This window comes from Escherichia sp. XD33, assembly GCF_019375075.1.
Lineage (GTDB): Bacteria > Pseudomonadota > Gammaproteobacteria > Enterobacterales > Enterobacteriaceae > Enterobacter > Enterobacter flexneri_A.
Genome location: NZ_JAENDM010000017.1, coordinates 61,230 through 81,525, shown reverse-complemented (window position 1 = coordinate 81,525; position 20,296 = coordinate 61,230). Strand labels below are relative to the sequence as shown.

Annotated in this window: 26 protein-coding genes and 1 pseudogene; 12 read left to right on the top strand and 15 right to left on the bottom strand. The window is 51.4% G+C overall.

Annotated elements, in window-relative coordinates:
- Positions 1-167 precede the first annotated feature (167 nt).
- The 11 genes from npr to K0778_RS12330 all read right to left on the bottom strand — a co-directional run bounded on the left by npr (position 168) and on the right by K0778_RS12330 (position 8,131).
- A complete protein-coding gene (npr, locus tag K0778_RS12380; protein WP_000216791.1) occupies positions 168-440 on the bottom strand; it encodes a PTS phosphocarrier protein NPr in 273 nt (90 codons plus the stop codon).
- Positions 437-1,291, bottom strand: a complete 855-nt coding sequence (gene rapZ, locus K0778_RS12375; protein WP_000243741.1) for an RNase adapter RapZ — start codon at positions 1,289-1,291, stop codon at positions 437-439. Before rapZ ends, npr begins: the two co-directional genes overlap by 4 nt.
- 45 nt (positions 1,292-1,336) lie before the next feature.
- Entirely contained in the window at positions 1,337-1,828 is a 492-nt protein-coding gene (gene ptsN, locus K0778_RS12370; RefSeq protein WP_000183676.1) for a PTS IIA-like nitrogen regulatory protein PtsN, read from the bottom strand.
- A gap of 117 nt (positions 1,829-1,945) precedes the next feature.
- Positions 1,946-2,233: a ribosome hibernation promoting factor gene (gene hpf / locus K0778_RS12365; protein ID WP_001176599.1), complete on the bottom strand. Its 288-nt coding sequence runs from the start codon at positions 2,231-2,233 to the stop codon at positions 1,946-1,948.
- A gap of 22 nt (positions 2,234-2,255) precedes the next feature.
- Positions 2,256-3,689, bottom strand: a complete 1,434-nt coding sequence (gene rpoN, locus K0778_RS12360; RefSeq protein WP_000809057.1) for an RNA polymerase factor sigma-54 — start codon at positions 3,687-3,689, stop codon at positions 2,256-2,258.
- Between the two features lie 47 nt (positions 3,690-3,736).
- A complete protein-coding gene (lptB, locus tag K0778_RS12355) occupies positions 3,737-4,462 on the bottom strand; it encodes an LPS export ABC transporter ATP-binding protein (protein WP_000224099.1) in 726 nt (241 codons plus the stop codon).
- Positions 4,463-4,468: 6 nt separating this feature from the next.
- Positions 4,469-5,026, bottom strand: a complete 558-nt coding sequence (gene lptA, locus K0778_RS12350) for a lipopolysaccharide ABC transporter substrate-binding protein LptA (protein WP_000669785.1) — start codon at positions 5,024-5,026, stop codon at positions 4,469-4,471.
- Positions 4,995-5,570: an LPS export ABC transporter periplasmic protein LptC gene (gene lptC, locus K0778_RS12345; protein ID WP_000030537.1), complete on the bottom strand. Its 576-nt coding sequence runs from the start codon at positions 5,568-5,570 to the stop codon at positions 4,995-4,997. Before lptC ends, lptA begins: the two co-directional genes overlap by 32 nt.
- Positions 5,567-6,133, bottom strand: a complete 567-nt coding sequence (gene kdsC, locus K0778_RS12340) for a 3-deoxy-manno-octulosonate-8-phosphatase KdsC (RefSeq protein WP_064186683.1) — start codon at positions 6,131-6,133, stop codon at positions 5,567-5,569. Before kdsC ends, lptC begins: the two co-directional genes overlap by 4 nt.
- A gap of 20 nt (positions 6,134-6,153) precedes the next feature.
- Positions 6,154-7,140: an arabinose-5-phosphate isomerase KdsD gene (gene kdsD, locus K0778_RS12335; protein ID WP_001295557.1), complete on the bottom strand. Its 987-nt coding sequence runs from the start codon at positions 7,138-7,140 to the stop codon at positions 6,154-6,156.
- A 13-nt stretch (positions 7,141-7,153) separates the two neighbouring features.
- Positions 7,154-8,131, bottom strand: a complete 978-nt coding sequence (locus tag K0778_RS12330) for a calcium/sodium antiporter (RefSeq protein ID WP_000922901.1) — start codon at positions 8,129-8,131, stop codon at positions 7,154-7,156.
- A 209-nt stretch (positions 8,132-8,340) separates the two neighbouring features.
- Between K0778_RS12330 and mlaF the strand changes: the two genes are divergently transcribed.
- The 7 genes from mlaF (at position 8,341) to murA (ending at position 13,171) form a co-directional block, all read left to right on the top strand.
- Positions 8,341-9,150, top strand: coding sequence for a phospholipid ABC transporter ATP-binding protein MlaF (mlaF, locus tag K0778_RS12325; protein ID WP_000438245.1), 810 nt, complete (start codon positions 8,341-8,343; stop codon positions 9,148-9,150).
- Between the two features lie 7 nt (positions 9,151-9,157).
- Positions 9,158-9,940, top strand: a complete 783-nt coding sequence (mlaE, locus tag K0778_RS12320; RefSeq protein ID WP_000925795.1) for a lipid asymmetry maintenance ABC transporter permease subunit MlaE — start codon at positions 9,158-9,160, stop codon at positions 9,938-9,940.
- A 4-nt stretch (positions 9,941-9,944) separates the two neighbouring features.
- Entirely contained in the window at positions 9,945-10,496 is a 552-nt protein-coding gene (gene mlaD / locus K0778_RS12315) for an outer membrane lipid asymmetry maintenance protein MlaD (RefSeq protein ID WP_001296448.1), read from the top strand.
- 18 nt (positions 10,497-10,514) lie between these two features.
- A complete protein-coding gene (gene mlaC / locus K0778_RS12310; protein ID WP_000476487.1) occupies positions 10,515-11,150 on the top strand; it encodes a phospholipid-binding protein MlaC in 636 nt (211 codons plus the stop codon).
- On the top strand, positions 11,150-11,443 hold the full coding sequence (gene mlaB / locus K0778_RS12305; protein WP_000004488.1) for a lipid asymmetry maintenance protein MlaB: 294 nt from the start codon (positions 11,150-11,152) through the stop codon (positions 11,441-11,443). Before mlaC ends, mlaB begins: the two co-directional genes overlap by 1 nt.
- A gap of 159 nt (positions 11,444-11,602) precedes the next feature.
- Entirely contained in the window at positions 11,603-11,857 is a 255-nt protein-coding gene (gene ibaG, locus K0778_RS12300; RefSeq protein ID WP_000429656.1) for a BolA family iron metabolism protein IbaG, read from the top strand.
- Between the two features lie 54 nt (positions 11,858-11,911).
- Positions 11,912-13,171 carry a UDP-N-acetylglucosamine 1-carboxyvinyltransferase gene (gene murA / locus K0778_RS12295; RefSeq protein ID WP_000357259.1) on the top strand — a complete coding sequence of 420 codons (1,260 nt, stop codon included), beginning with the start codon at positions 11,912-11,914 and terminating at the stop codon, positions 13,169-13,171.
- A gap of 47 nt (positions 13,172-13,218) precedes the next feature.
- Here murA and sfsB read toward each other — a convergent pair whose 3' ends face one another.
- Together sfsB and ispB are read right to left on the bottom strand one after the other, a co-directional pair.
- Positions 13,219-13,497 carry a DNA-binding transcriptional regulator SfsB gene (sfsB, locus tag K0778_RS12290; RefSeq protein ID WP_000445413.1) on the bottom strand — a complete coding sequence of 93 codons (279 nt, stop codon included), beginning with the start codon at positions 13,495-13,497 and terminating at the stop codon, positions 13,219-13,221.
- Between the two features lie 228 nt (positions 13,498-13,725).
- A complete protein-coding gene (gene ispB / locus K0778_RS12285; protein ID WP_001047336.1) occupies positions 13,726-14,697 on the bottom strand; it encodes an octaprenyl diphosphate synthase in 972 nt (323 codons plus the stop codon).
- Positions 14,698-14,955: 258 nt separating this feature from the next.
- Here ispB and rplU point away from each other — a divergent pair, with 258 nt between their 5' ends.
- From rplU to cgtA, 4 genes are all read left to right on the top strand, one after another.
- The gene (gene rplU, locus K0778_RS12280; RefSeq protein ID WP_000271401.1) at positions 14,956-15,267 is read left to right on the top strand and encodes a 50S ribosomal protein L21; all 312 of its coding nucleotides are present in this window, start codon (positions 14,956-14,958) and stop codon (positions 15,265-15,267) included.
- 20 nt (positions 15,268-15,287) lie between these two features.
- Positions 15,288-15,545, top strand: a complete 258-nt coding sequence (gene rpmA / locus K0778_RS12275; protein ID WP_000940595.1) for a 50S ribosomal protein L27 — start codon at positions 15,288-15,290, stop codon at positions 15,543-15,545.
- Positions 15,546-15,671: 126 nt separating this feature from the next.
- The gene (locus tag K0778_RS12270) at positions 15,672-16,637 is read left to right on the top strand and encodes a DMT family transporter (RefSeq protein ID WP_000813037.1); all 966 of its coding nucleotides are present in this window, start codon (positions 15,672-15,674) and stop codon (positions 16,635-16,637) included.
- Between the two features lie 15 nt (positions 16,638-16,652).
- Positions 16,653-17,825 carry an Obg family GTPase CgtA gene (gene cgtA / locus K0778_RS12265; protein ID WP_000673572.1) on the top strand — a complete coding sequence of 391 codons (1,173 nt, stop codon included), beginning with the start codon at positions 16,653-16,655 and terminating at the stop codon, positions 17,823-17,825.
- Between the two features lie 23 nt (positions 17,826-17,848).
- On the opposite strand, the pseudogene K0778_RS28325 reads toward cgtA, so the two are convergent.
- Both K0778_RS28325 and dacB read right to left on the bottom strand, forming a co-directional pair.
- Positions 17,849-17,947, bottom strand: a pseudogene (locus K0778_RS28325) (hypothetical protein); the annotation flags it as partial.
- 63 nt (positions 17,948-18,010) lie between these two features.
- Positions 18,011-19,444: a serine-type D-Ala-D-Ala carboxypeptidase gene (gene dacB / locus K0778_RS12260; RefSeq protein ID WP_001212619.1), complete on the bottom strand. Its 1,434-nt coding sequence runs from the start codon at positions 19,442-19,444 to the stop codon at positions 18,011-18,013.
- Positions 19,445-19,691: 247 nt separating this feature from the next.
- Here dacB and greA point away from each other — a divergent pair, with 247 nt between their 5' ends.
- Positions 19,692-20,168: a transcription elongation factor GreA gene (greA, locus tag K0778_RS12255; RefSeq protein ID WP_001148001.1), complete on the top strand. Its 477-nt coding sequence runs from the start codon at positions 19,692-19,694 to the stop codon at positions 20,166-20,168.
- The last annotated feature ends 128 nt before the right edge of the window (positions 20,169-20,296 follow it).

Genomic DNA, 20,296 nt, shown 5'->3' with positions numbered 1-20,296 from the left:
AACTTAAACAAAACCTAAACAATGCCTCTTAAGGTTTTCTTAAGGTTCTTCTGAAAGTGAAAAGCGCACAAAATGTACAAATGACGTTGATTGAGAACGATTTCAGTACGTGATTTTCTTATTGTCGGGGGGAGTTTGAAGGGAGTTGTATGTCAAAGTGATGAAGATTAATCTTCATCAAAACCAGAATTAAAGAGGGCGATAACGGCGGCCAGTGCTTCCTCTTCCTGTGGACCGGTCGCTTCAACTTCAATCTGCCGTCCTTTGGCAGAATCCAACATCAGCAGCGCAATAACGCTGTTGGCTTCAGCCTCGGTGCCTTCGTCATTACGTAAGAGCACTTCAGCGTCAAAACCCTGCATTAATTCAAACAGCTTCATTGCAGGCCGGGCATGCATGCCCAGCTTGTTTGTGATTTCAACAGTTTGCTTGACGGTCATGGTTTACGTTTTTCCAGCGTACGATGGCGTGACTGGACGTTTTTACCGCGCGAGCGGAAGTAGTCTGCCAGTTGCTCTGCAATATACACCGAACGGTGCTTCCCGCCGGTACAACCAATGGCGACCGTCAAGTAGCTACGGTTGTTGGTTTCCAGCATAGGTAACCATAGCTCAAGATAGCTTCGCGTCTGGTAGATAAAATTGTGTACTTCTGTGTGGCGGTCGAGGAACGCGGCGACAGGTTTATCAAGACCTGTCATTGGACGCAGTTTCGGATCCCAGTGCGGGTTCGGCAAGAAGCGCACGTCAAAGACGTAATCTGCATCGATAGGGATACCGTGTTTGAAGCCGAAAGACTCAAAGACCATGGTCAGTTCGCGTTCACGTTTACCCAGCAGACGGGTACGCAGCATTTCAGCCAGCTCGTGAACGGACATTTCTGAGGTATCGACAATCAGATCCGCTCGCGAACGCAGAGGCTCCAGCAAATCGCTTTCTTTGTCGATAGCACTTTCCAGCGACAGGTTTTTGCTGGAAAGCGGATGCAGTCGGCGCGTGTCACTGTAACGACGAATTAAGGTATTACGGTCGGCATCCAGGAACAGGAGTTGCGGTGAGAAAGCGTCAGGCAGGTTACTCATCGCCTGTTCGAATATTTCTGGTGACTCCGGCATATTACGAACATCAATGCTGACGGCGGCAGAAATCTCGCGATCGGCCAGGGTTCGAGCCAGATCGGGTAACAACACTACGGGAAGGTTATCCACGCAGTAAAAACCCATATCTTCCAGCGCACGCAGGGCGACAGATTTACCTGAACCTGAACGTCCGCTGACGATCATCAGTACCATGTACTGTTTCTCCTCACAACGTCTAAAAGAGACATTACCGAATAACTACGCTTCATCCGGAGTACCTTCGGTATCCGTAATGATTTGATACAGCTCTTCATCGCTCTGGGCTGCGCGTAAACGGCGGCAGATGGTTTTGTCCGCCAGACGTTTCGCCACCAGCGACAGAGTATGCAGGTGCGTTTTAGTTTGGTCTGCCGGCACCAGCAGGGCAAAAAGTAAGTCCACCGGTTGGTTGTCGATGGCATCGAAAGCTATAGGCGTTTCGAGCTGAACGAAAACGCCAACGGCGCGCAGAGTATCTTCTTCCAGTTTGCCATGCGGAATGGCAATACCATTGCCGATACCGGTACTGCCCATTTTTTCCCGCGTCAGGATAGCTTCAAAAACCACCTGAGGCGGCAGGCTAAGTTGTTTCGCCGCCAGCTCGCTGATGATTTCCAGGGCGCGTTTTTTGCTCTGACAGTGGACGCGGCTTCGCGTACATTCCCTGTTAAGAACACTGCTAAGCTGTAGAGTTGTATCATTATTTGTCATAATTTCACCTAAGAACCTGCCCACTCAAACAGTGGAACAGGCTCGGAGCATTAACCGTACAAATGGCCCGTTGTGCCGCACAACAGACCGCCATGCACATGCTAATTGCCCGGACAATTAGTGTTGTTTCAGTTTATCTTTATGTTTGGTCAACTGGCGTGCCAGCTTATCAATTAAGCCATCAATGGCAGCGTACATGTCCTGACCTTCCGCGCTGGCATGAATTTCACCACCGTTTACATGCAGTGTTGCATCTGAGGTGTGGGTGACTTTCTCCACTTTCAGAACAACATAGACCTGGTTGATTCGGTCAAAATATTGCTCAAGTTTGGCAAATTTGGCTGTAACAAATTCGCGCAGTGCCTCGGTGATCTCGACGTTATTTCCGGTAATGTTGAGCTGCATAGTGTCTTCCTTATCGGTTGGGTCAAACGAGTTGTTTACGCTGGTTTGACGGCGGAATGGATAAAGACTCTCGGTACTTCGCAACAGTGCGGCGTGCCACCATGATACCTTGTTCCGACAGCAAAGAGGTTAACTTGCTGTCGCTCAACGGTTTCGCTGGGTTTTCCGCCGCGATTAATTTCTTCACCAGCGCACGAATCGCCGTGGAGGAAGCTTCGCCGCCGCCCTCGGTATTGACGTGACTGGAAAAGAAATACTTCAGTTCAAAAATGCCTCGTGGACTATGCAGGTATTTTTGCGTGGTCACGCGAGATATCGTCGATTCATGCATTTCGACAGCCTGGGCGATATCGGCCAGTACCATCGGTTTCATATATTCTTCACCTTGCTCAAAGAAGGCTTGCTGCTGTTCAACGATACAGCGACTCACGCGCAGTAGCGTATCGTTACGGCTTTCCAGACTCTTGATCAACCATTTGGCATCCTGCAGATTGCTGCGGATAAACTGGCTGTCACCATCGTTGCGCGCGTTATTGCACATCGAGGCGTAGTGCTGGTTGATTTGCAGACGCGGAATGCTGTCACTGTTGAGTTCTACCGTCCAGTGACCGTTATGCTTACGCACCAGCACATCTGGAATGACATACTCAGGTTCGCCAGTCTGGATCGACTGCCCGGGGCGCGGATCGAGCGACTGGATCAGATTGACGGCTTCTTTCAGCACATCTTCTTTCAGACGCGTGACGCGCATTAAAGTGCGGAAGTCGTGATTGGCTAACAGATCGAGATGATCGCTAATGATCAGTCTGGCCTCTTCCAGCCACGGCGTGGTCTTATCGAATTGGGAGAGTTGGATCAGCAGACAGTCACGCAGATCTTTTGCCGCCACACCGACCGGATCAAACCGTTGGATCCGCTTAAGGACGGCTTCAACTTCGTCGATGTCGATCTCTTCATCGCCTATACTTTCGAGAATATCTTCCAGCGGGACAGTCAGATAACCGGTTTCATCAACGGCATCGACGATAGAGGTAGCAATAGCGCGGTCAGTGTCGGAAAACGGTGTCAGCTCAACCTGCCACATCAGGTAATCCTGCAAGGTCTGCGTCGTTTCGCCCTGGTAGACCGGCAGCTCGTCGTCAATGTAGTCACCGCTGGTGCCGGATGGTGTACCAGCGGTGTAAATGGTGTCCCAACTGGCATCGAGCGGCAGCTCTTCCGGCATCTCTTTTTGTTCGAGCGCGTCGGCGGTGTCCAGCGTTTCACTGTCTTGCGTTTCGCGGGTGTCGATTTCTTCATGAGTGTCGATTTGCTCAAGCAGCGGATTACTCTCCAGCGCCTGCTGTAGCTCCTGCTGAAGTTCCAGCGTCGACAACTGCAACAGACGAATTGCCTGTTGGAGCTGTGGCGTCATCGCCAGTTGTTGGCTAAGCCTGAGTTGCAAACCTTGCTTCATGTTCAGAATCGTACTCTCCTGCTAAAACGTCGCAAACTTCTACCCTATCAGAGTCTGAAGTCTTCCCCAAGGTATACACGCTTAACGTGTTCGTCTTGTAAGATTTCTGTAGGCGTGCCGTGGGCGATCAAATGCCCCTGACTGACGATATAAGCGCGTTCACAAACCGCCAGTGTTTCACGCACGTTGTGGTCAGTGATCAGCACGCCCAGGCCGCTGTCGCGCAGGTGCTCAATGATGCGTTTAATGTCGATAACCGAGATCGGGTCAACCCCGGCAAACGGTTCGTCGAGCAGAATAAATTTCGGATTCGCAGCCAGTGCGCGGGCAATTTCTACACGGCGACGTTCACCCCCGGAGAGTGACTGCCCCATGCTGTCACGCAGGTGCTCAATGTGAAACTCTTCCATCAGCTCGTTCGCGCGGTCTTCACGTTGTTCAGCAGACAAGTCGTCACGAATTTGCAGTACCGCCATCAGGTTATCGTAAACGCTGAGGCGACGGAAAATGGAGGCTTCCTGTGGCAGATAGCCGATACCGCGGCGCGCGCGTGCATGCAGAGGCAGCAGACTGATATCGTCATCATCAATAATGATGTTGCCCGCATCGCGCGGCACAATGCCTACAACCATGTAGAAAGTGGTGGTCTTACCGGCACCGTTTGGCCCCAGCAGACCGACAATTTCCCCGGAGTTGACGGTCAGGCTGACGTCTTCTACCACGCGACGGCCTTTATAGGCTTTTGCAAGGTTCTTTGCAGTTAATGTTGCCATAACGAATTAATTACCCTTCTTCTGTGCCGGGGTCTGGCCTTTGTTGTTTTTGTCCTGCAGCTGCGACGGCACCAGAACGGTTGTTACGCGCTTGCCTTTGTCGCTGAAAGCCTGCATTTTCTGCTCTTTCACCAGGTAAGTGATCTTATCGCCCTTAATGTTGCTATCGACCTGCTGCAGATAAGCATTACCCGTCAGAACGACAAAATCTTTTGCCAGTTCGTAGTGCATCTGGGAAGCGTGACCTTCAACGGGTTTACCGTTGTCCTGCATCTGGTAGAACGTTGCCGGTTTACCGTAGCCGTCAATCACTTCTTTACCTTGTTCGCCGCCCGGACGGGTAACGACCACTTTGTCGGCATTAATTTTGATGGTGCCCTGGGTGACGATGACATTACCGGTAAAGGTAACCACGTTGCCTTGCATATCAAGAGATTGCTGGTCCGATTCAATGTGGATCGGCTGATCAGTGTCTCCGGTTACGGCAAATGCCGGAATGCTGGCGGCCAGAAGTGAGCTGGCAAGCACAAGATTAAGGCTGAGTTTGTTTGTTTTGAATTTCATAGGATGTTCTAACCTTTTCAATCAGCTCGGCGTTCTTGCTGCGTAAGTTGCCGCGCATTTTCAGACCGCTGGAGTTAAATGTTGTTCCGTATAACGTGACGAGGTCTTCAGAGGTAACATCCTGCGTCACCAGATTGATCTGCGCGTTATCCGTCGTGATTCTGCGAAGTTGAGAGTCTGGCACAAGTGCGTTGACTTCAACGTGTCCATATAAATAGAGCATCCGGTCATTGGTCAGCTTGGCTTTATCTGCTTTTACGGACCATGTCGGGATTTTATCCTTATCAAACGTGGTAAGTACCGGCTGCGTAAACCACGAAACGGCCTGATCGGAATAATATTCAACGTGTTGAGCAATCAATCGATAGCTTAGTGCCCCTTCTGGGTTATAGACGAGCGTGTCCGTATGCTCGCTTTTATAGGTGGGATCATTGTTGTTGACGACCACCTGGGCGGTATCGTCTTTTTCGGCCATATTAATGCCGATCATCACCAGAACCGCCAGTGATAGCACAATGATAACCCAACGTCTGGCTTTACTCATATCGATTGCCCTTTGGCTTCATCCAGTTTGCCCTGCGCCAGGAGTAATAAGTCGCAAACTTCGCGCACTGCGCCACGACCGCCAGCAATGCGCGTCACGTAATCGGCGCGCGGGATCAACAGTGAATGCGCATCGGCCACGGCGACGCTTAAACCCACTTTTTCCATTACCGGCCAGTCGATGAGATCATCGCCGACATAAGCCACATTTTCCGGGGCAATCGCCAGTTTTTCCAGCAGATCGCTAAAGGCGATCAGTTTGTTTGACTGCCCCTGATACAAGTGAGTGATCCCCAATGTGGCACAACGATCTTCTACCAGTTTAGCCTTTCGCCCGGTAATGATAGCAACTTCAATATCAGAGGTGAGCGCACAACGAATGCCATAACCGTCACGAACATTGAACGCTTTCAGCTCTTCGCCATTATTGCCCATATAAATCAGGCCATCTGACAGTACGCCATCGACATCGAGGATCAGCAGACGAATGTTCTCTGCTTTTGCTATAACGTCGGCGCTGACAGGGCCGTAACAGGTCGCAAGCGACGCACCTGCTTTGCTCATTGTTGTTTATCCTTGAATCTTTACACTACGCCTGCACGCAGTAAATCATGCATATGTAACACACCGAGTAAATGGTCGCCATCGGCAACCATCACGGAGGTGATATGGCGGGACTGCATTAAGTTCAGTGCCTCAACGGCCAGAATGCCAGGGCGCACACGTATTCCCCCCGGCGTCATCACATCGGCAATACTTAACTGACGAACATCCACGCCCATATCGAAGACACGGCGTAAATCACCGTCGGTAAAGATGCCTTCAATCATCATATTGTCATCGCAAATGACAGTCATACCAAGATTTTTGCGGGTAACTTCCAGCAACGCGTCACGCAGACTGGCCGTTTTCTTAACATGCGGGATCTCATCGCCCGTATGCATAATATCGTTTACGCGCAGCAGAAGTTTACGACCCAGTGCGCCGCCTGGGTGTGAGAGCGCAAAATCTTCAGCAGTAAAGCCGCGTGCTTTTAACAGCGCGACAGCGAGGGCATCGCCCATAACCAGCGTGGCGGTGGTGCTGCTGGTCGGTGCCAGCCCTAACGGACAGGCTTCTTTCGCTACTTTAACACACAGATGCACATCTGCGGCGCGCGCCATGCTGCTCTCCGGGCGACCGGTGATGCAGATTAACGGTACGTGAAGACGCTTAAGCACTGGAATTAAGGCCGTGATTTCGCTGGATTCACCAGAGTTAGAGATAGCAATCACCACATCCTGTGGGGTAACCATGCCTAAATCACCATGCGCGGCTTCACCAGGATGGACGAAAAATGAAGGTGTACCGGTGCTGGCAAACGTTGCCGCCATTTTTCGCCCAATATGCCCCGATTTTCCCATCCCCATGACGACAACTTTCCCTTTACACCAGAACATCTTTTCACAGGCAAGCGTGAAATTCTGATTGATGTATTGATCAAGCTCCGCCAGGCATTCACGTTCAATCGCCAGGACTTCTTTACCTGCTTGCTGAAAGTCAAAACCCGGTTGTAACTCTACGTGCGACATAATGCGTTTCCAGTTATTCAACGAGTATTGGCGATAACCAGTACAACATCGCCAGCCATACGATAAATCCGCCAGTTAATAATACCCCTACACCACGGCCCGGTTGCGGGGAGCGCCGCCAGCACAGCAACGCAAAAATAATGCTCACCAGCAACATCACGCTGTAGTCACGACTGTACGCCAGTGGATCAATCTCTCCTGGCGTTATCAGCGCGGGTAAACCCAACACGATGACAATATTAAAAATGTTTGCGCCAATGATATTTCCGACAGCAATGTCGTTTTCACCTTTGCGAACCCCCGCTATTGCGGTTGCCAGTTCCGGCAGGCTGGTTCCGATAGCAATTGCCGTCAGACCCATCGTCAACTCGCTGATGGCAAAGTAATTCGCCAGCACCGTGGCGTTATCAACCACCATCCGCGTGGCCACTGGCATGATGATAAGCGCAATGCCGAGCCATAAAAACGCGACGGGCAATCCGCCGTCACGCGGCAGCTCTGCAAGCTGCTCTCTGGTCAGGCTGTCAGTCCCCTGACGTTCAGCCTGACGTGCAAGTTTAACAATGAACAGCAGCCATAGCACAGCCAGAAAGAGGAGAAAGATACCATCGCTGCGACTAAGTTGTCCGTCATAGAGTACGGAACCGGCCACCACGCTGACCAACAACATTAAGGGTAATTCACGGCGTAGAACATCAGAATGGACGGTAAAAGGACGAACCAGCGCAGCCAGACCGAGGATCAGCAATATATTGATAATGTTTGAGCCGAGGGCTGTACCAACGGCTAAATCGCGTTGTTCGTGCAGAGACGCGGCAAGCGAGACGATGACTTCTGGTAACGATGTACCAATACTGACCACCGTCATGCCGATGATCAGCGGCGGGATGCCAAAGGTTCGGCAAAGAATAGACGCGGCAAAAACCAGGCGGTCGGCACTGTAAACGACCAAAAGTAAACCAACAATTAACAGTGCCGTAGCTAAAAGCATCTAACGTCCTTTCTTCAGGTATACTCGCCGGTCCGCTGAAGATTTTCAGAAAGCCGTAACGGATGCTTAATTTTGACTTTATGCGGCTAAAAAGTAAAACAAATGCCAGCTTTCGCTAACCACGGCGGGTAATATTCTGTAAATATGTTGGGTTCAAGGTTAAATTGAGCGCCATGCTTAGAAAATCAACGCAAGACGAAGGGTGAATTATGGAGCAGTCTGTGGCGAATTTAGTCGATATGCGCGATGTCAGTTTTACGCGTGGCAATCGCTGCATCTTCGATAATATTTCCCTGACCGTGCCGCGAGGGAAGATCACGGCGATCATGGGGCCATCGGGCATCGGTAAAACGACGCTACTCCGTCTGATTGGCGGGCAAATCGCACCAGATCATGGTGAGATCCTTTTCGATGGTGAGAATATTCCGGCGATGTCTCGTTCGCGCCTGTATACAGTGCGCAAACGGATGAGCATGTTATTTCAGTCCGGGGCGTTGTTCACTGATATGAACGTATTTGACAACGTCGCCTATCCACTGCGCGAACATACCCAACTTCCCGCGCCATTGTTGCATAGTACGGTGATGATGAAGCTGGAGGCCGTGGGGCTGCGTGGAGCGGCTAAACTAATGCCTTCTGAACTTTCCGGTGGGATGGCGCGGCGTGCAGCGCTGGCGCGTGCGATTGCGCTGGAGCCGGATCTCATCATGTTTGATGAACCTTTTGTTGGGCAAGATCCCATCACCATGGGCGTACTGGTGAAGCTGATTTCTGAGCTGAACAGCGCGCTGGGCGTGACTTGTGTGGTGGTTTCTCACGATGTGCCGGAAGTGTTAAGTATTGCGGATCACGCCTGGATCCTGGCGGACAAAAAAATTGTCGCTCATGGCAGTGCCCAGGCGTTGCAGGCGAATCCTGATCCGCGCGTACGTCAGTTTCTGGACGGGATAGCTGACGGGCCTGTTCCGTTCCGCTATCCTGCCGGCGATTATCACGCTGATCTTTTACCAGGGAGTTAAGCCACTCATGCTGTTAAATGCGCTGGCGTCGCTCGGACATAAAGGGATTAAAACCCTGAGAACGTTCGGGCGGGCCGGGTTAATGTTATTCAATGCGCTGGTCGGCAAACCGGAATTTCGCAAACATGCGCCGCTGCTGGTGCGCCAGCTCTATAATGTCGGCGTCCTGTCGATGCTGATTATTGTGGTTTCTGGCGTGTTCATCGGAATGGTGTTGGGGCTGCAAGGTTATCTGGTTCTGACCACTTATAGTGCGGAAACCAGTCTGGGTATGCTGGTGGCGTTATCGCTACTGCGTGAACTGGGGCCGGTGGTTGCCGCGTTGTTGTTTGCCGGGCGTGCTGGTTCGGCGCTAACCGCAGAAATCGGCCTGATGCGCGCTACAGAGCAACTCTCCAGTATGGAGATGATGGCGGTGGATCCGCTGCGTCGGGTTATTTCTCCCCGTTTCTGGGCTGGGGTTATTTCATTACCACTGTTGACGGTTATTTTCGTCGCCGTGGGGATCTGGGGCGGATCTCTGGTCGGCGTCAGTTGGAAAGGCATTGATAGCGGGTTCTTCTGGTCGGCAATGCAAAATGCCGTCGACTGGCGTATGGATCTGGTCAACTGTCTGATTAAGAGCGTGGTGTTCGCCATCACGGTGACGTGGATTTCGTTGTTTAACGGCTACGACGCCATCCCGACGTCTGCCGGGATTAGCCGGGCAACCACTCGCACCGTTGTCCACTCGTCTCTGGCTGTTCTGGGGCTGGATTTTGTGCTGACCGCATTGATGTTTGGGAATTGAGTTCATGCAAACGAAAAAAAATGAAATTTGGGTGGGTATCTTTTTATTAGCAGCACTGCTGGCGGCGCTGTTTGTTTGCCTGAAGGCGGCGAACGTGACGTCCATACGTACTGAACCGACCTACACGCTTTATGCGACGTTCGATAACATTGGCGGCCTGAAAGCGCGCTCTCCGGTCAGTATTGGTGGCGTTGTTGTGGGTCGGGTGGCGGATATTACGCTGGACCCGAAAACCTATCTGCCGCGCGTAACGCTGGAAATTGAACAACGTTATAACCACATTCCAGATACCAGTTCGCTGAGCATTCGTACTTCCGGCCTGCTGGGGGAACAATATCTGGCATTAAACGTCGGTTTTGAAGACCCGGAACTGGGGACTGCTATCCTGAAGGATGGCGATACAATTCAGGACACTAAGTCTGCGATGGTGCTGGAAGATCTCATTGGTCAGTTCCTTTACGGTAGTAAAGGCGATGACAATAAGAATAGTGGCGATGCGCCAGCTGCTGCGCCAGGTAATAATGAAACCACTGAACCTGTGGGTACAACGAAATAATTTCAGGAGAACCGACGCATGTTTAAACGTTTAATGATGGTCGCTTTGCTGGTGATTGCACCTCTGAGTGCGGCAACCGCGGCAGACCAGACCAATCCGTATAAGCTGATGGACGAGGCGGCGCAGAAAACGTTCGATCGCCTGAAGAATGAGCAACCGCAAATTCGGGCCAACCCGGATTATCTGCGTACCATTGTTGATCAGGAACTGCTGCCATACGTACAGGTGAAATACGCCGGTGCGCTGGTGCTGGGCCAGTATTACAAGAGTGCGACCCCTGCTCAACGTGAAGCCTACTTTGCCGCTTTCCGTGAGTACCTGAAGCAGGCTTACGGTCAGGCGCTGGCGATGTATCACGGTCAAACCTATCAGATTGCGCCAGAACAGCCGCTGGGCGATAAAACCATTGTGCCTATTCGCGTTACCATTATTGACCCGAATGGCCGTCCGCCGGTGCGTCTGGACTTCCAGTGGCGTAAAAACTCCCAGACGGGCAATTGGCAGGCTTACGACATGATTGCTGAAGGCGTCAGTATGATCACCACCAAACAAAACGAGTGGGGAACGCTGCTGCGTACCAAAGGTATCGACGGCCTGACTGCGCAACTGAAATCGATTTCTCAACAGAAAATCACTCTGGAAGAGAAAAAATAATGAGCGAGTCACTGAGCTGGATGCAGACGGGTGACACGCTGGCGTTATCCGGAGAGCTGGATCAGGACGTTTTGCTACCGCTTTGGGAAATGCGTGAGGAAGCGGTGAAGGGGATTACCTGCATCGATCTTAGCCGTGTCTCCCGCGTGGATACGGGGGGACTGGCACTGCTGCTCCATCTTATCGATCTGGCGAAAAAGCAGGGCAACAATGTGACGCTTCAGGGGGTAAACGACAAAGTGTATACCCTGGCGAAATTGTATAATTTGCCTGCTGATGTTCTGCCTCGTTAAATTTTTTCAGGCCGGATATGGCGTTAACCGCCTGTCCGGCAAACCTGCCTGCAAGTCGAGCCTTGTCTGATTTATCAGCGAGGCTTTTTGCTTATTTATGCCAGCGCAACTTTGCTCTAAGATGTTTCGCTGGTTTATTAACTGATGATTGAAGATCCCATGGAAAATAATGAAATTCAGAGCGTGTTGATGAACGCTCTCTCCCTCCAGGAAGTCCACGTTTCCGGCGATGGCAGCCACTTTCAGGTTATTGCCGTGGGTGAGTTGTTTGACGGCATGAGTCGGGTTAAAAAACAGCAGACGGTCTATGGCCCGCTGATGGAATATATTGCGGATAACCGCATTCATGCTGTGTCGATTAAAGCGTATACCCCTGCGGAGTGGGCGCGCGATCGCAAACTGAACGGCTTTTGAGCTATGGGCGATTCGCCGGTAGCGGATATGAATTGTTAACTGAGAACAAACTAAATGGATAAATTTCGTGTTCAGGGGCCAACGAAGCTCCAGGGCGAAGTCACAATTTCCGGCGCTAAAAATGCTGCTCTGCCTATCCTTTTTGCCGCACTACTGGCGGAAGAACCGGTAGAGATCCAGAACGTCCCGAAACTGAAAGACGTCGATACATCAATGAAGCTGCTAAGCCAGCTGGGTGCGAAAGTAGAACGTAATGGTTCTGTGCATATTGATGCCCGCGACGTTAATGTATTCTGCGCACCTTACGATCTGGTTAAAACCATGCGTGCTTCTATCTGGGCACTGGGGCCGCTGGTAGCGCGCTTTGGTCAGGGGCAAGTTTCACTGCCTGGCGGTTGTACGATCGGTGCGCGTCCGGTTGATCTACACATTTCTGGCCTCGAACAATTAGGCGCGACCATCAAACTGGAAGAAGGTTACGTTAAAGCTTCCGTCGATGGTCGTCTGAAAGGCGCACATATCGTGATGGATAAAGTCAGCGTTGGCGCAACGGTGACCATCATGTGTGCTGCAACCCTGGCGGAAGGTACCACGATTATTGAAAACGCAGCGCGTGAACCGGAAATCGTCGATACCGCGAACTTCCTGATTACGCTGGGTGCGAAAATTAGCGGTCAGGGCACCGATCGTATCGTCATCGAAGGTGTGGAACGTTTAGGCGGCGGTGTCTATCGCGTGCTGCCGGATCGTATCGAAACCGGTACATTCCTGGTGGCGGCGGCGATTTCTCGCGGCAAAATTATCTGCCGTAACGCGCAGCCAGATACTCTCGACGCCGTGCTGGCGAAACTGCGTGACGCTGGAGCGGACATCGAAGTCGGCGAAGACTGGATTAGCCTGGATATGCATGGCAAACGTCCGAAGGCTGTTAACGTACGTACCGCGCCGCATCCGGCATTCCCGACCGATATGCAGGCCCAGTTCACGCTGTTGAACCTGGTGGCAGAAGGGACTGGATTCATCACCGAAACGGTCTTTGAAAACCGCTTTATGCATGTGCCAGAGCTGAGCCGTATGGGCGCGCACGCCGAAATCGAAAGCAATACCGTTATTTGTCACGGTGTTGAAAAACTTTCTGGCGCACAGGTTATGGCAACCGATCTGCGTGCATCAGCAAGCCTGGTGCTGGCTGGCTGTATTGCGGAAGGGACGACGGTGGTTGATCGTATTTATCACATCGATCGTGGCTACGAACGCATTGAAGACAAACTGCGCGCTTTAGGTGCAAATATTGAGCGTGTGAAAGGCGAGTAATCGTCTGAAAGCTGGCAGCCCCGTACGCGGGGCTACCGCCAGACCACTCATTTTTTCGGTTTAGTGTAGCTACGCATCAACTGCGTTCTGTCGATAAACTCATGGGTCTGCGGATCATGGTAGCGTGATGGCCAGATAACCCAGGGGTCAGTTCCCAGGGCCTTCGCAATAATCATCTCTCCTTTCGGCCATGGGCGCGATAATGCATTCGCCAGCGTTGAGGAACTCAAACCATTTCTGCGAGATTCCGCCGCCATTGACGTTCCCTTCTTGCGCAAACCCGCAATGATGTCAGCGGGATGCCAGTCAATGAAATTACTTTCCATCTTTCCTCACTCCTTAAGTTAGTCGCTTTCATTCAGAACACTTCTTCTGTCGAGCATCACTATACTCCTGATGGCCGATTGCTCTAAAAAGTTCCTGTAAAGAGTGTGAATATTCAGAATATATAAAGATGTATACACTGGTTTTTCAGTGCATTATTACGCTGAATAAGTATTCTTATGGAGTTTACTGGAATCATCCCGCGCACTGCGCGGGATGAGGGGAGGGGATTAACGATCGCGTTGAACAGCGATGTGCGCGAGGCCGATGAGTGCTTCTCGCCAAGGGGTGTCCGGGAGCACCTGTAACGCTGCGATGGCTTTGTCTGCTTCTTCCTCGGCGCGCTGACGCGTCCATTCAAGAGATCCACAAGCGTTCATTGCTTCCAGAACCGGTTCCAGAAGATGGCGACCGTTACCCTGTTCGATGGCGGTACGGATCATCTGTGCCTGTTCTGGTGTGCCATGATGCATCGCATGCAGCAGCGGCAGCGTCGGTTTACCTTCGTTCAGATCGTCGCCGACGTTTTTACCTAACTGTTCGCCATCGGCATTGTAATCGAGTAAATCGTCGATCAACTGGAAAGCAGTGCCGAGATAGCGCCCATAATCCTGCAGGCCTTTCTCCTCCTCCGGCGTACAGCCAGCCAGAATTCCGGAACACTGCGCGGCAGCCTCAAACAGACGCGCGGTTTTGCTATAGATAACGCGCATGTAGTTTTCTTCAGTGATGTCCGGATCGTTAACATTCATCAGTTGCAGAACTTCACCTTCTGCGATGACGTTTACGGCTTCTGACATGACTTCCAGCACTTTGAGTGAACCGAGGCTGGTCATCATCTGGAAAGCGCGGGTATAAATAAAATCGCCTACCAGCACGCTGGCGGCATTGCCAAATGCGGCGTTGGCGGTAGCTTTACCCCTGCGCATATCTGATTCATCCACAACGTCGTCGTGCAGCAGAGTCGCCGTGTGGATAAACTCGATCAGGGCAGCAATGGTGACATGCGCATTTCCCTCATAGCCAACAGCTCGTGCAGCCAGTACAGCAATCATCGGACGAATACGTTTACCGCCGCCGCTGACGATGTAATAGCCTAACTGATTGATCAGTTGGACGTCGGAATTAAGCTGCTCAAGGATTGCCGCATTAACACCCGCCATATCTTGCGCGGTTAACTCATTGATTTTTTCTAAATTCATCGCAAAAGCCGGGCTTTTCGCCCCGATTACCTTACTGTGAACAAAGGCAACTTAGGGTTTATGGTTAGGAATATAGGGTGATTGTACTGAAAAAATGGCACAGATAAACGTTACCGTACAAGTTGTGTTTTTTTTCTTCGTGTATTGACTGTAGCACTTGTCAAAGGCGTGCGTTTTGCGTAATATTCGCGCCCTATTGTGAATATTTATAGCGCACTCTGAATCATTGAAAAGGTGTGCGCGGAAGCGGAGTTTTATATGTACGCGGTTTTCCAAAGTGGTGGTAAACAACACCGAGTAAGCGAAGGTCAGACCGTTCGCCTGGAAAAGCTGGACATCGCAACTGGCGAAACTGTTGAGTTCGCTGAAGTGCTGATGATCGCAAACGGTGAAGAAGTCAAAATCGGCGTTCCTTTCGTTGATGGCGGCGTAATCAAAGCTGAAGTTGTTGCTCACGGTCGTGGCGAGAAAGTTAAAATCGTTAAGTTTCGTCGTCGTAAACACTATCGTAAGCAGCAGGGCCATCGTCAGTGGTTCACTGATGTGAAAATTACTGGCATCAGCGCCTAAGACCTGAGGAGAGATTTCAAATGGCACATAAAAAGGCTGGCGGCTCCACACGTAACGGTCGCGATTCAGAAGCTAAACGCCTGGGCGTTAAGCGTTTCGGTGGCGAATCCGTTCTGGCGGGTAGCATCATCGTTCGTCAACGTGGTACCAAATTCCACGCTGGCGCTAACGTAGGTTGCGGTCGTGACCACACTCTGTTTGCTAAAGCAGACGGTAAAGTGAAATTCGAAGTTAAAGGCCCGAAAAACCGTAAATTTATCAGCATCGAAGCTGAATAAGTTTTTCGCGTCCCGGTAACGGATGAAAGCCCCGCAACACGTTGCGGGGCTTTTTACATTCGATAACCGGTAAAAATGCGCATGGTGCGACGTTAATCCGCAAATGCGCTTTGCAGGGAATACGGTATGAAGCAGCAGGCAGGCATTGGCATTCTTTTGGCGCTCACCACAGCAATTTGCTGGGGGGCGTTGCCAATCGCAATGAAGCAGGTGCTGGAGGTGATGGAACCTCCGACAATCGTGTTTTACCGTTTCTTGATGGCGAGTATTGGCCTGGGTGCCATTCTTGCGGTGAAGAAGAGGTTGCCGCCATTACGCGTGTTTCGTAAGCCACGCTGGTTGATTTTGTTGGCAGTGGCGACCGCCGGGCTGTTTGGGAACTTCATCCTGTTCAGCTCATCCTTGCAATACCTGAGTCCGACCGCTTCGCAGGTGATTGGGCAACTCTCGCCAGTTGGCATGATGGTTGCCAGCGTATTTATCCTGAAAGAGAAAATGCGCAGCACTCAGGTTGTAGGGGCATTGATGCTCCTGAGCGGCCTGGTGATGTTTTTTAACACCAGTCTGGTCGAGATATTTACAAAGCTCACCGATTACACCTGGGGAGTTATCTTTGGGGTCGGTGCTGCGACGGTTTGGGTGAGTTATGGCGTGGCGCAAAAGGTTTTATTGCGTCGGCTGGCCTCACCGCAGATCCTGTTTTTACTGTACACTTTATGTACAATTGCGCTCTTCCCTCTGGCAAAGCCTGGAGTGATAGCGCAGCTTAGCCACTGGCAGCTCGCATGTTTAATTTTTTGCGGACTGAATACATTGGTAGGATATGGCGCCCTGGCGGAAGCGATGGCTCGCTGGCAGGCAGCGCAGGTGAGCGCGATCATCACGCTCACCCCACTGTTTACGCTGTTTTTTTCAGATCTTTTATCACTGGCCTGGCCCGATTTCTTCGCCAGACCGATGTTAAACCTTTTAGGTTATCTCGGTGCGTTTGTCGTGGTTGCGGGCGCGATGTATTCCGCCATTGGTCATCGTATTTGGGGCGGATTACGTAAGCATACAACGGTGGTATCGCAACCCCGCGCAGGCGAATGATTTACGGAGAATAAAATGAAGTTTGTTGATGAAGCATCGATTCTGGTCGTTGCAGGTGATGGCGGTAATGGTTGCGTGAGCTTCCGCCGCGAAAAGTATATTCCGAAAGGCGGCCCGGATGGCGGCGACGGCGGTGATGGTGGTGACGTATGGATGGAAGCCGATGAGAACCTGAACACGCTTATCGATTATCGTTTTGAAAAATCTTTCCGTGCAGAGCGCGGTCAGAACGGCGCAAGCCGCGACTGTACCGGTAAGCGCGGTAAAGACGTCACAATTAAAGTGCCGGTAGGTACGCGTGTAATCGACCAGGGTACTGGTGAAACCATGGGCGATATGACCAAACACGGTCAGCGTCTGCTGGTTGCTAAGGGCGGCTGGCACGGTCTGGGCAATACCCGTTTCAAATCGTCCGTTAACCGTACACCGCGGCAGAAAACCAACGGCACGCCGGGCGATAAGCGCGAGCTGCTGCTGGAGCTGATGCTGCTGGCTGACGTCGGTATGTTGGGGATGCCAAACGCGGGTAAATCGACCTTTATTCGTGCGGTATCGGCGGCTAAACCGAAAGTGGCGGATTATCCGTTTACCACTCTGGTGCCAAGTCTGGGTGTGGTACGAATGGACAACGAAAAGAGCTTCGTTGTTGCCGATATTCCAGGACTGATTGAAGGCGCTGCGGAAGGCGCAGGTCTGGGCATTCGCTTCCTGAAGCACCTGGAACGTTGCCGCGTCCTGTTGCACCTCATCGATATCGATCCGATTGACGGCACCGATCCGGTTGAAAACGCGCGTATTATTATCAGCGAGCTGGAAAAATACAGCCAGGATCTGGCGGCGAAACCGCGTTGGTTAGTGTTCAACAAGATCGATCTGCTGGATAAGGTAGAAGCCGAAGAGAAAGCGAAAGCGATCGCTGAGGCGCTGGGCTGGGAAGATAAATATTATCTGATCTCTGCGGCGAGTGGACTGGGCGTGAAAGATCTCTGCTGGGATGTGATGACCTTTATCATTGAAAACCCGGTCGTGCAGGCTGAAGAAGCGAAACAGCCAGAGAAAGTCGAATTCATGTGGGATGATTATCATCGCCAGCAGCTTGAAGAGATTGCTGAAGAGGATGATGAAGACTGGGATGACGACTGGGACGAAGACGACGAAGAAGGCGTTGAGTTCATTTACAAGCGTTAATCACTGATGATAAACGCCAAATCAGCCTGATGCGCTACGCTTATCAGGCCTACAAGAGAATTGCAATATGTTGAATTTGCACGATTTTGTAGGCCGGATAAGGCGTTTACGCCGCATCCGGCATAAACAAAGCGCACTTTGTCAATAATCTGAAGCCCCGGCCATGTGCCGGGGTTTCTTTTTGACTAATTGTTCTGATAAATATCTTTATACAAACGGCTTTCAAAACGCACTAACGGAATACGGCGATTACGCTGATCCGCAGGTTCTACTGCATAGCCAGAAAGATATTGCACAAACGCCATTCGTTGCCCGCTCGCTGTGGTAATGAATCCCGCCAGGTTATATACCCCCTGCAACGAACCGGTTTTCGCTGAGACTTTTCCATCCACGCCCGCCTGATGCAGACCTGCACGGTACTGCAAAGAGCCGTCATAGCCCGCCAGCGGCAGCATGGAGATAAAGTTAAGTTCATTGTCGTGTTGGGCAATGTATTGCAGCACCTGCATCATGGTGGCGGGGGCAATCAGGTTATGCCGCGAAAGCCCTGAACCATCGGCAATAATGGTGTTTCCAATATCGACACCGGCTTGCTGGCGCAGGATCTGACGCACGGCGTCCGACCCGGCCCGCCATGTTCCAGGCACATTGAAGCGCGCATGGCCTATCATGCGGAAAACCGTATCGGCGATCATGTTGTCCGACTTTTTCAGCATAATCTTAAGCAGATCGTGCAGCGGGGCCGACTGTTTACTGGCAACTACCGTTCCAGGTTCGTTAACCTGAGTCTGGCGCAGCAGTGTTCCGCTCCAGGTGATACCCGCCTGTTTTAACTCATCTTTCAGAATTGCACCGGCATAGCTGGCTCCATCCTGCACGGCAAAAGCCAACGGGAGCGGCTCAGAACGTTGTGGCAGGCATCCCGTCAGCGTAAAGCGGTTCAGGTCGCCTGGCACCACATCCAGTTCGCAGTATTGCGCTTCGGCAGAACCACGGGGGAGGGTGCGTACCTGGCTGAACATCGTAACGGGGTAATAAGATGCCACGCGTATAAAAGCCATATCACCAGGCTTTGGGGCACTGTAGAGCGAGACGGAGAAACAGTTGCGGTCAACTATGGCGGCGGCAGGCGGAGCGCTAAAGCATTGTGTCATGTCATTCCATGGCCAGCCGGGGGCTTTATCGTGGCTGGCGAAAATGGAGGTATCTATCAACACATTGCCATCGATTTGGTTGACGCCAGATTTTTTCAAAGTCGCGACCATATTGCGAATATCCTGACGTTTTAACGTCGGATCGGCACCAAATCGCGCCACTAAGTCACCCTTAAGTACGCCGTTTTCCACATTGCCTTTGGTTTCAAGCGTCGTGGTAAAACGAAAATCGGGGCCGAGTTGAATCAACGCCGCCAGCGCAGTAATCACTTTCTGGGTACTGGCAGGCAGCGCCATCTGCTGACTGTGGTAATCAATAGCGGGGGCCGACGCGCCGACTTTTTGCACCATCAGGGCAAGGTTGGCACCAGCGGGGAGTTGAGTAATGTACTCATCAACATTTGCGGCCTGAACACTGAACGCTATACAGCTGGTCAATCCGATGATAAATCTGGAAAATCGCATAATCTCGCGCTAACAACCTGGAATCGAGCCGTCATACTACGGCGCAACGCCCTATAAAGTAAACGATGACCCTTCGGGAACTTCAGGGTAAAATGACTATCAAAATGTGAATTGTAGCTGACCTGGGACTTGTACCCGGGTCGGTATTTTTTTGCTTCTGGTCCCGGTAAGGAGTTATGCCGGGCAGGCCGAACAGCCGGGGTGGGTGAAGACTTGCCCTATCAGGAATATTCAAGAGGTATAACAAATGCAAGCTATTCCGATGACCTTACGCGGCGCTGAAAAATTACGCGAAGAGCTGGATTTTCTGAAATCTGTGCGCCGTCCTGAAATCATTGCTGCTATCGCGGAAGCGCGTGAGCATGGCGACCTGAAAGAAAACGCCGAATACCACGCAGCTCGTGAACAGCAGGGTTTCTGCGAAGGCCGTATTAAAGACATCGAAGCCAAGCTGTCGAACGCGCAGGTGATTGATGTCACCAAAATGCCCAACAATGGGCGCGTTATTTTTGGTGCTACCGTAACGGTGCTGAATCTGGATTCTGACGAAGAACAGACTTATCGCATCGTTGGCGATGACGAAGCTGACTTTAAACAAAACCTGATTTCTGTAAACTCGCCTATTGCTCGTGGCCTGATCGGCAAAGAAGAAGATGATGTTGTGGTCATCAAAACGCCGGGCGGCGAAGTAGAATTTGAAGTAATTAAGGTGGAATACCTGTAAGAATTACCCAATACTCAAGATGTTGATGTATTGTAAAGAAAGGAAAAAGGCCGCTATGCGGCCTTTTATCAACGAACAGAGCGTGGCATTTTGCTCTCCTGCCTGCGGAAAACCCCTCGTTTTACACA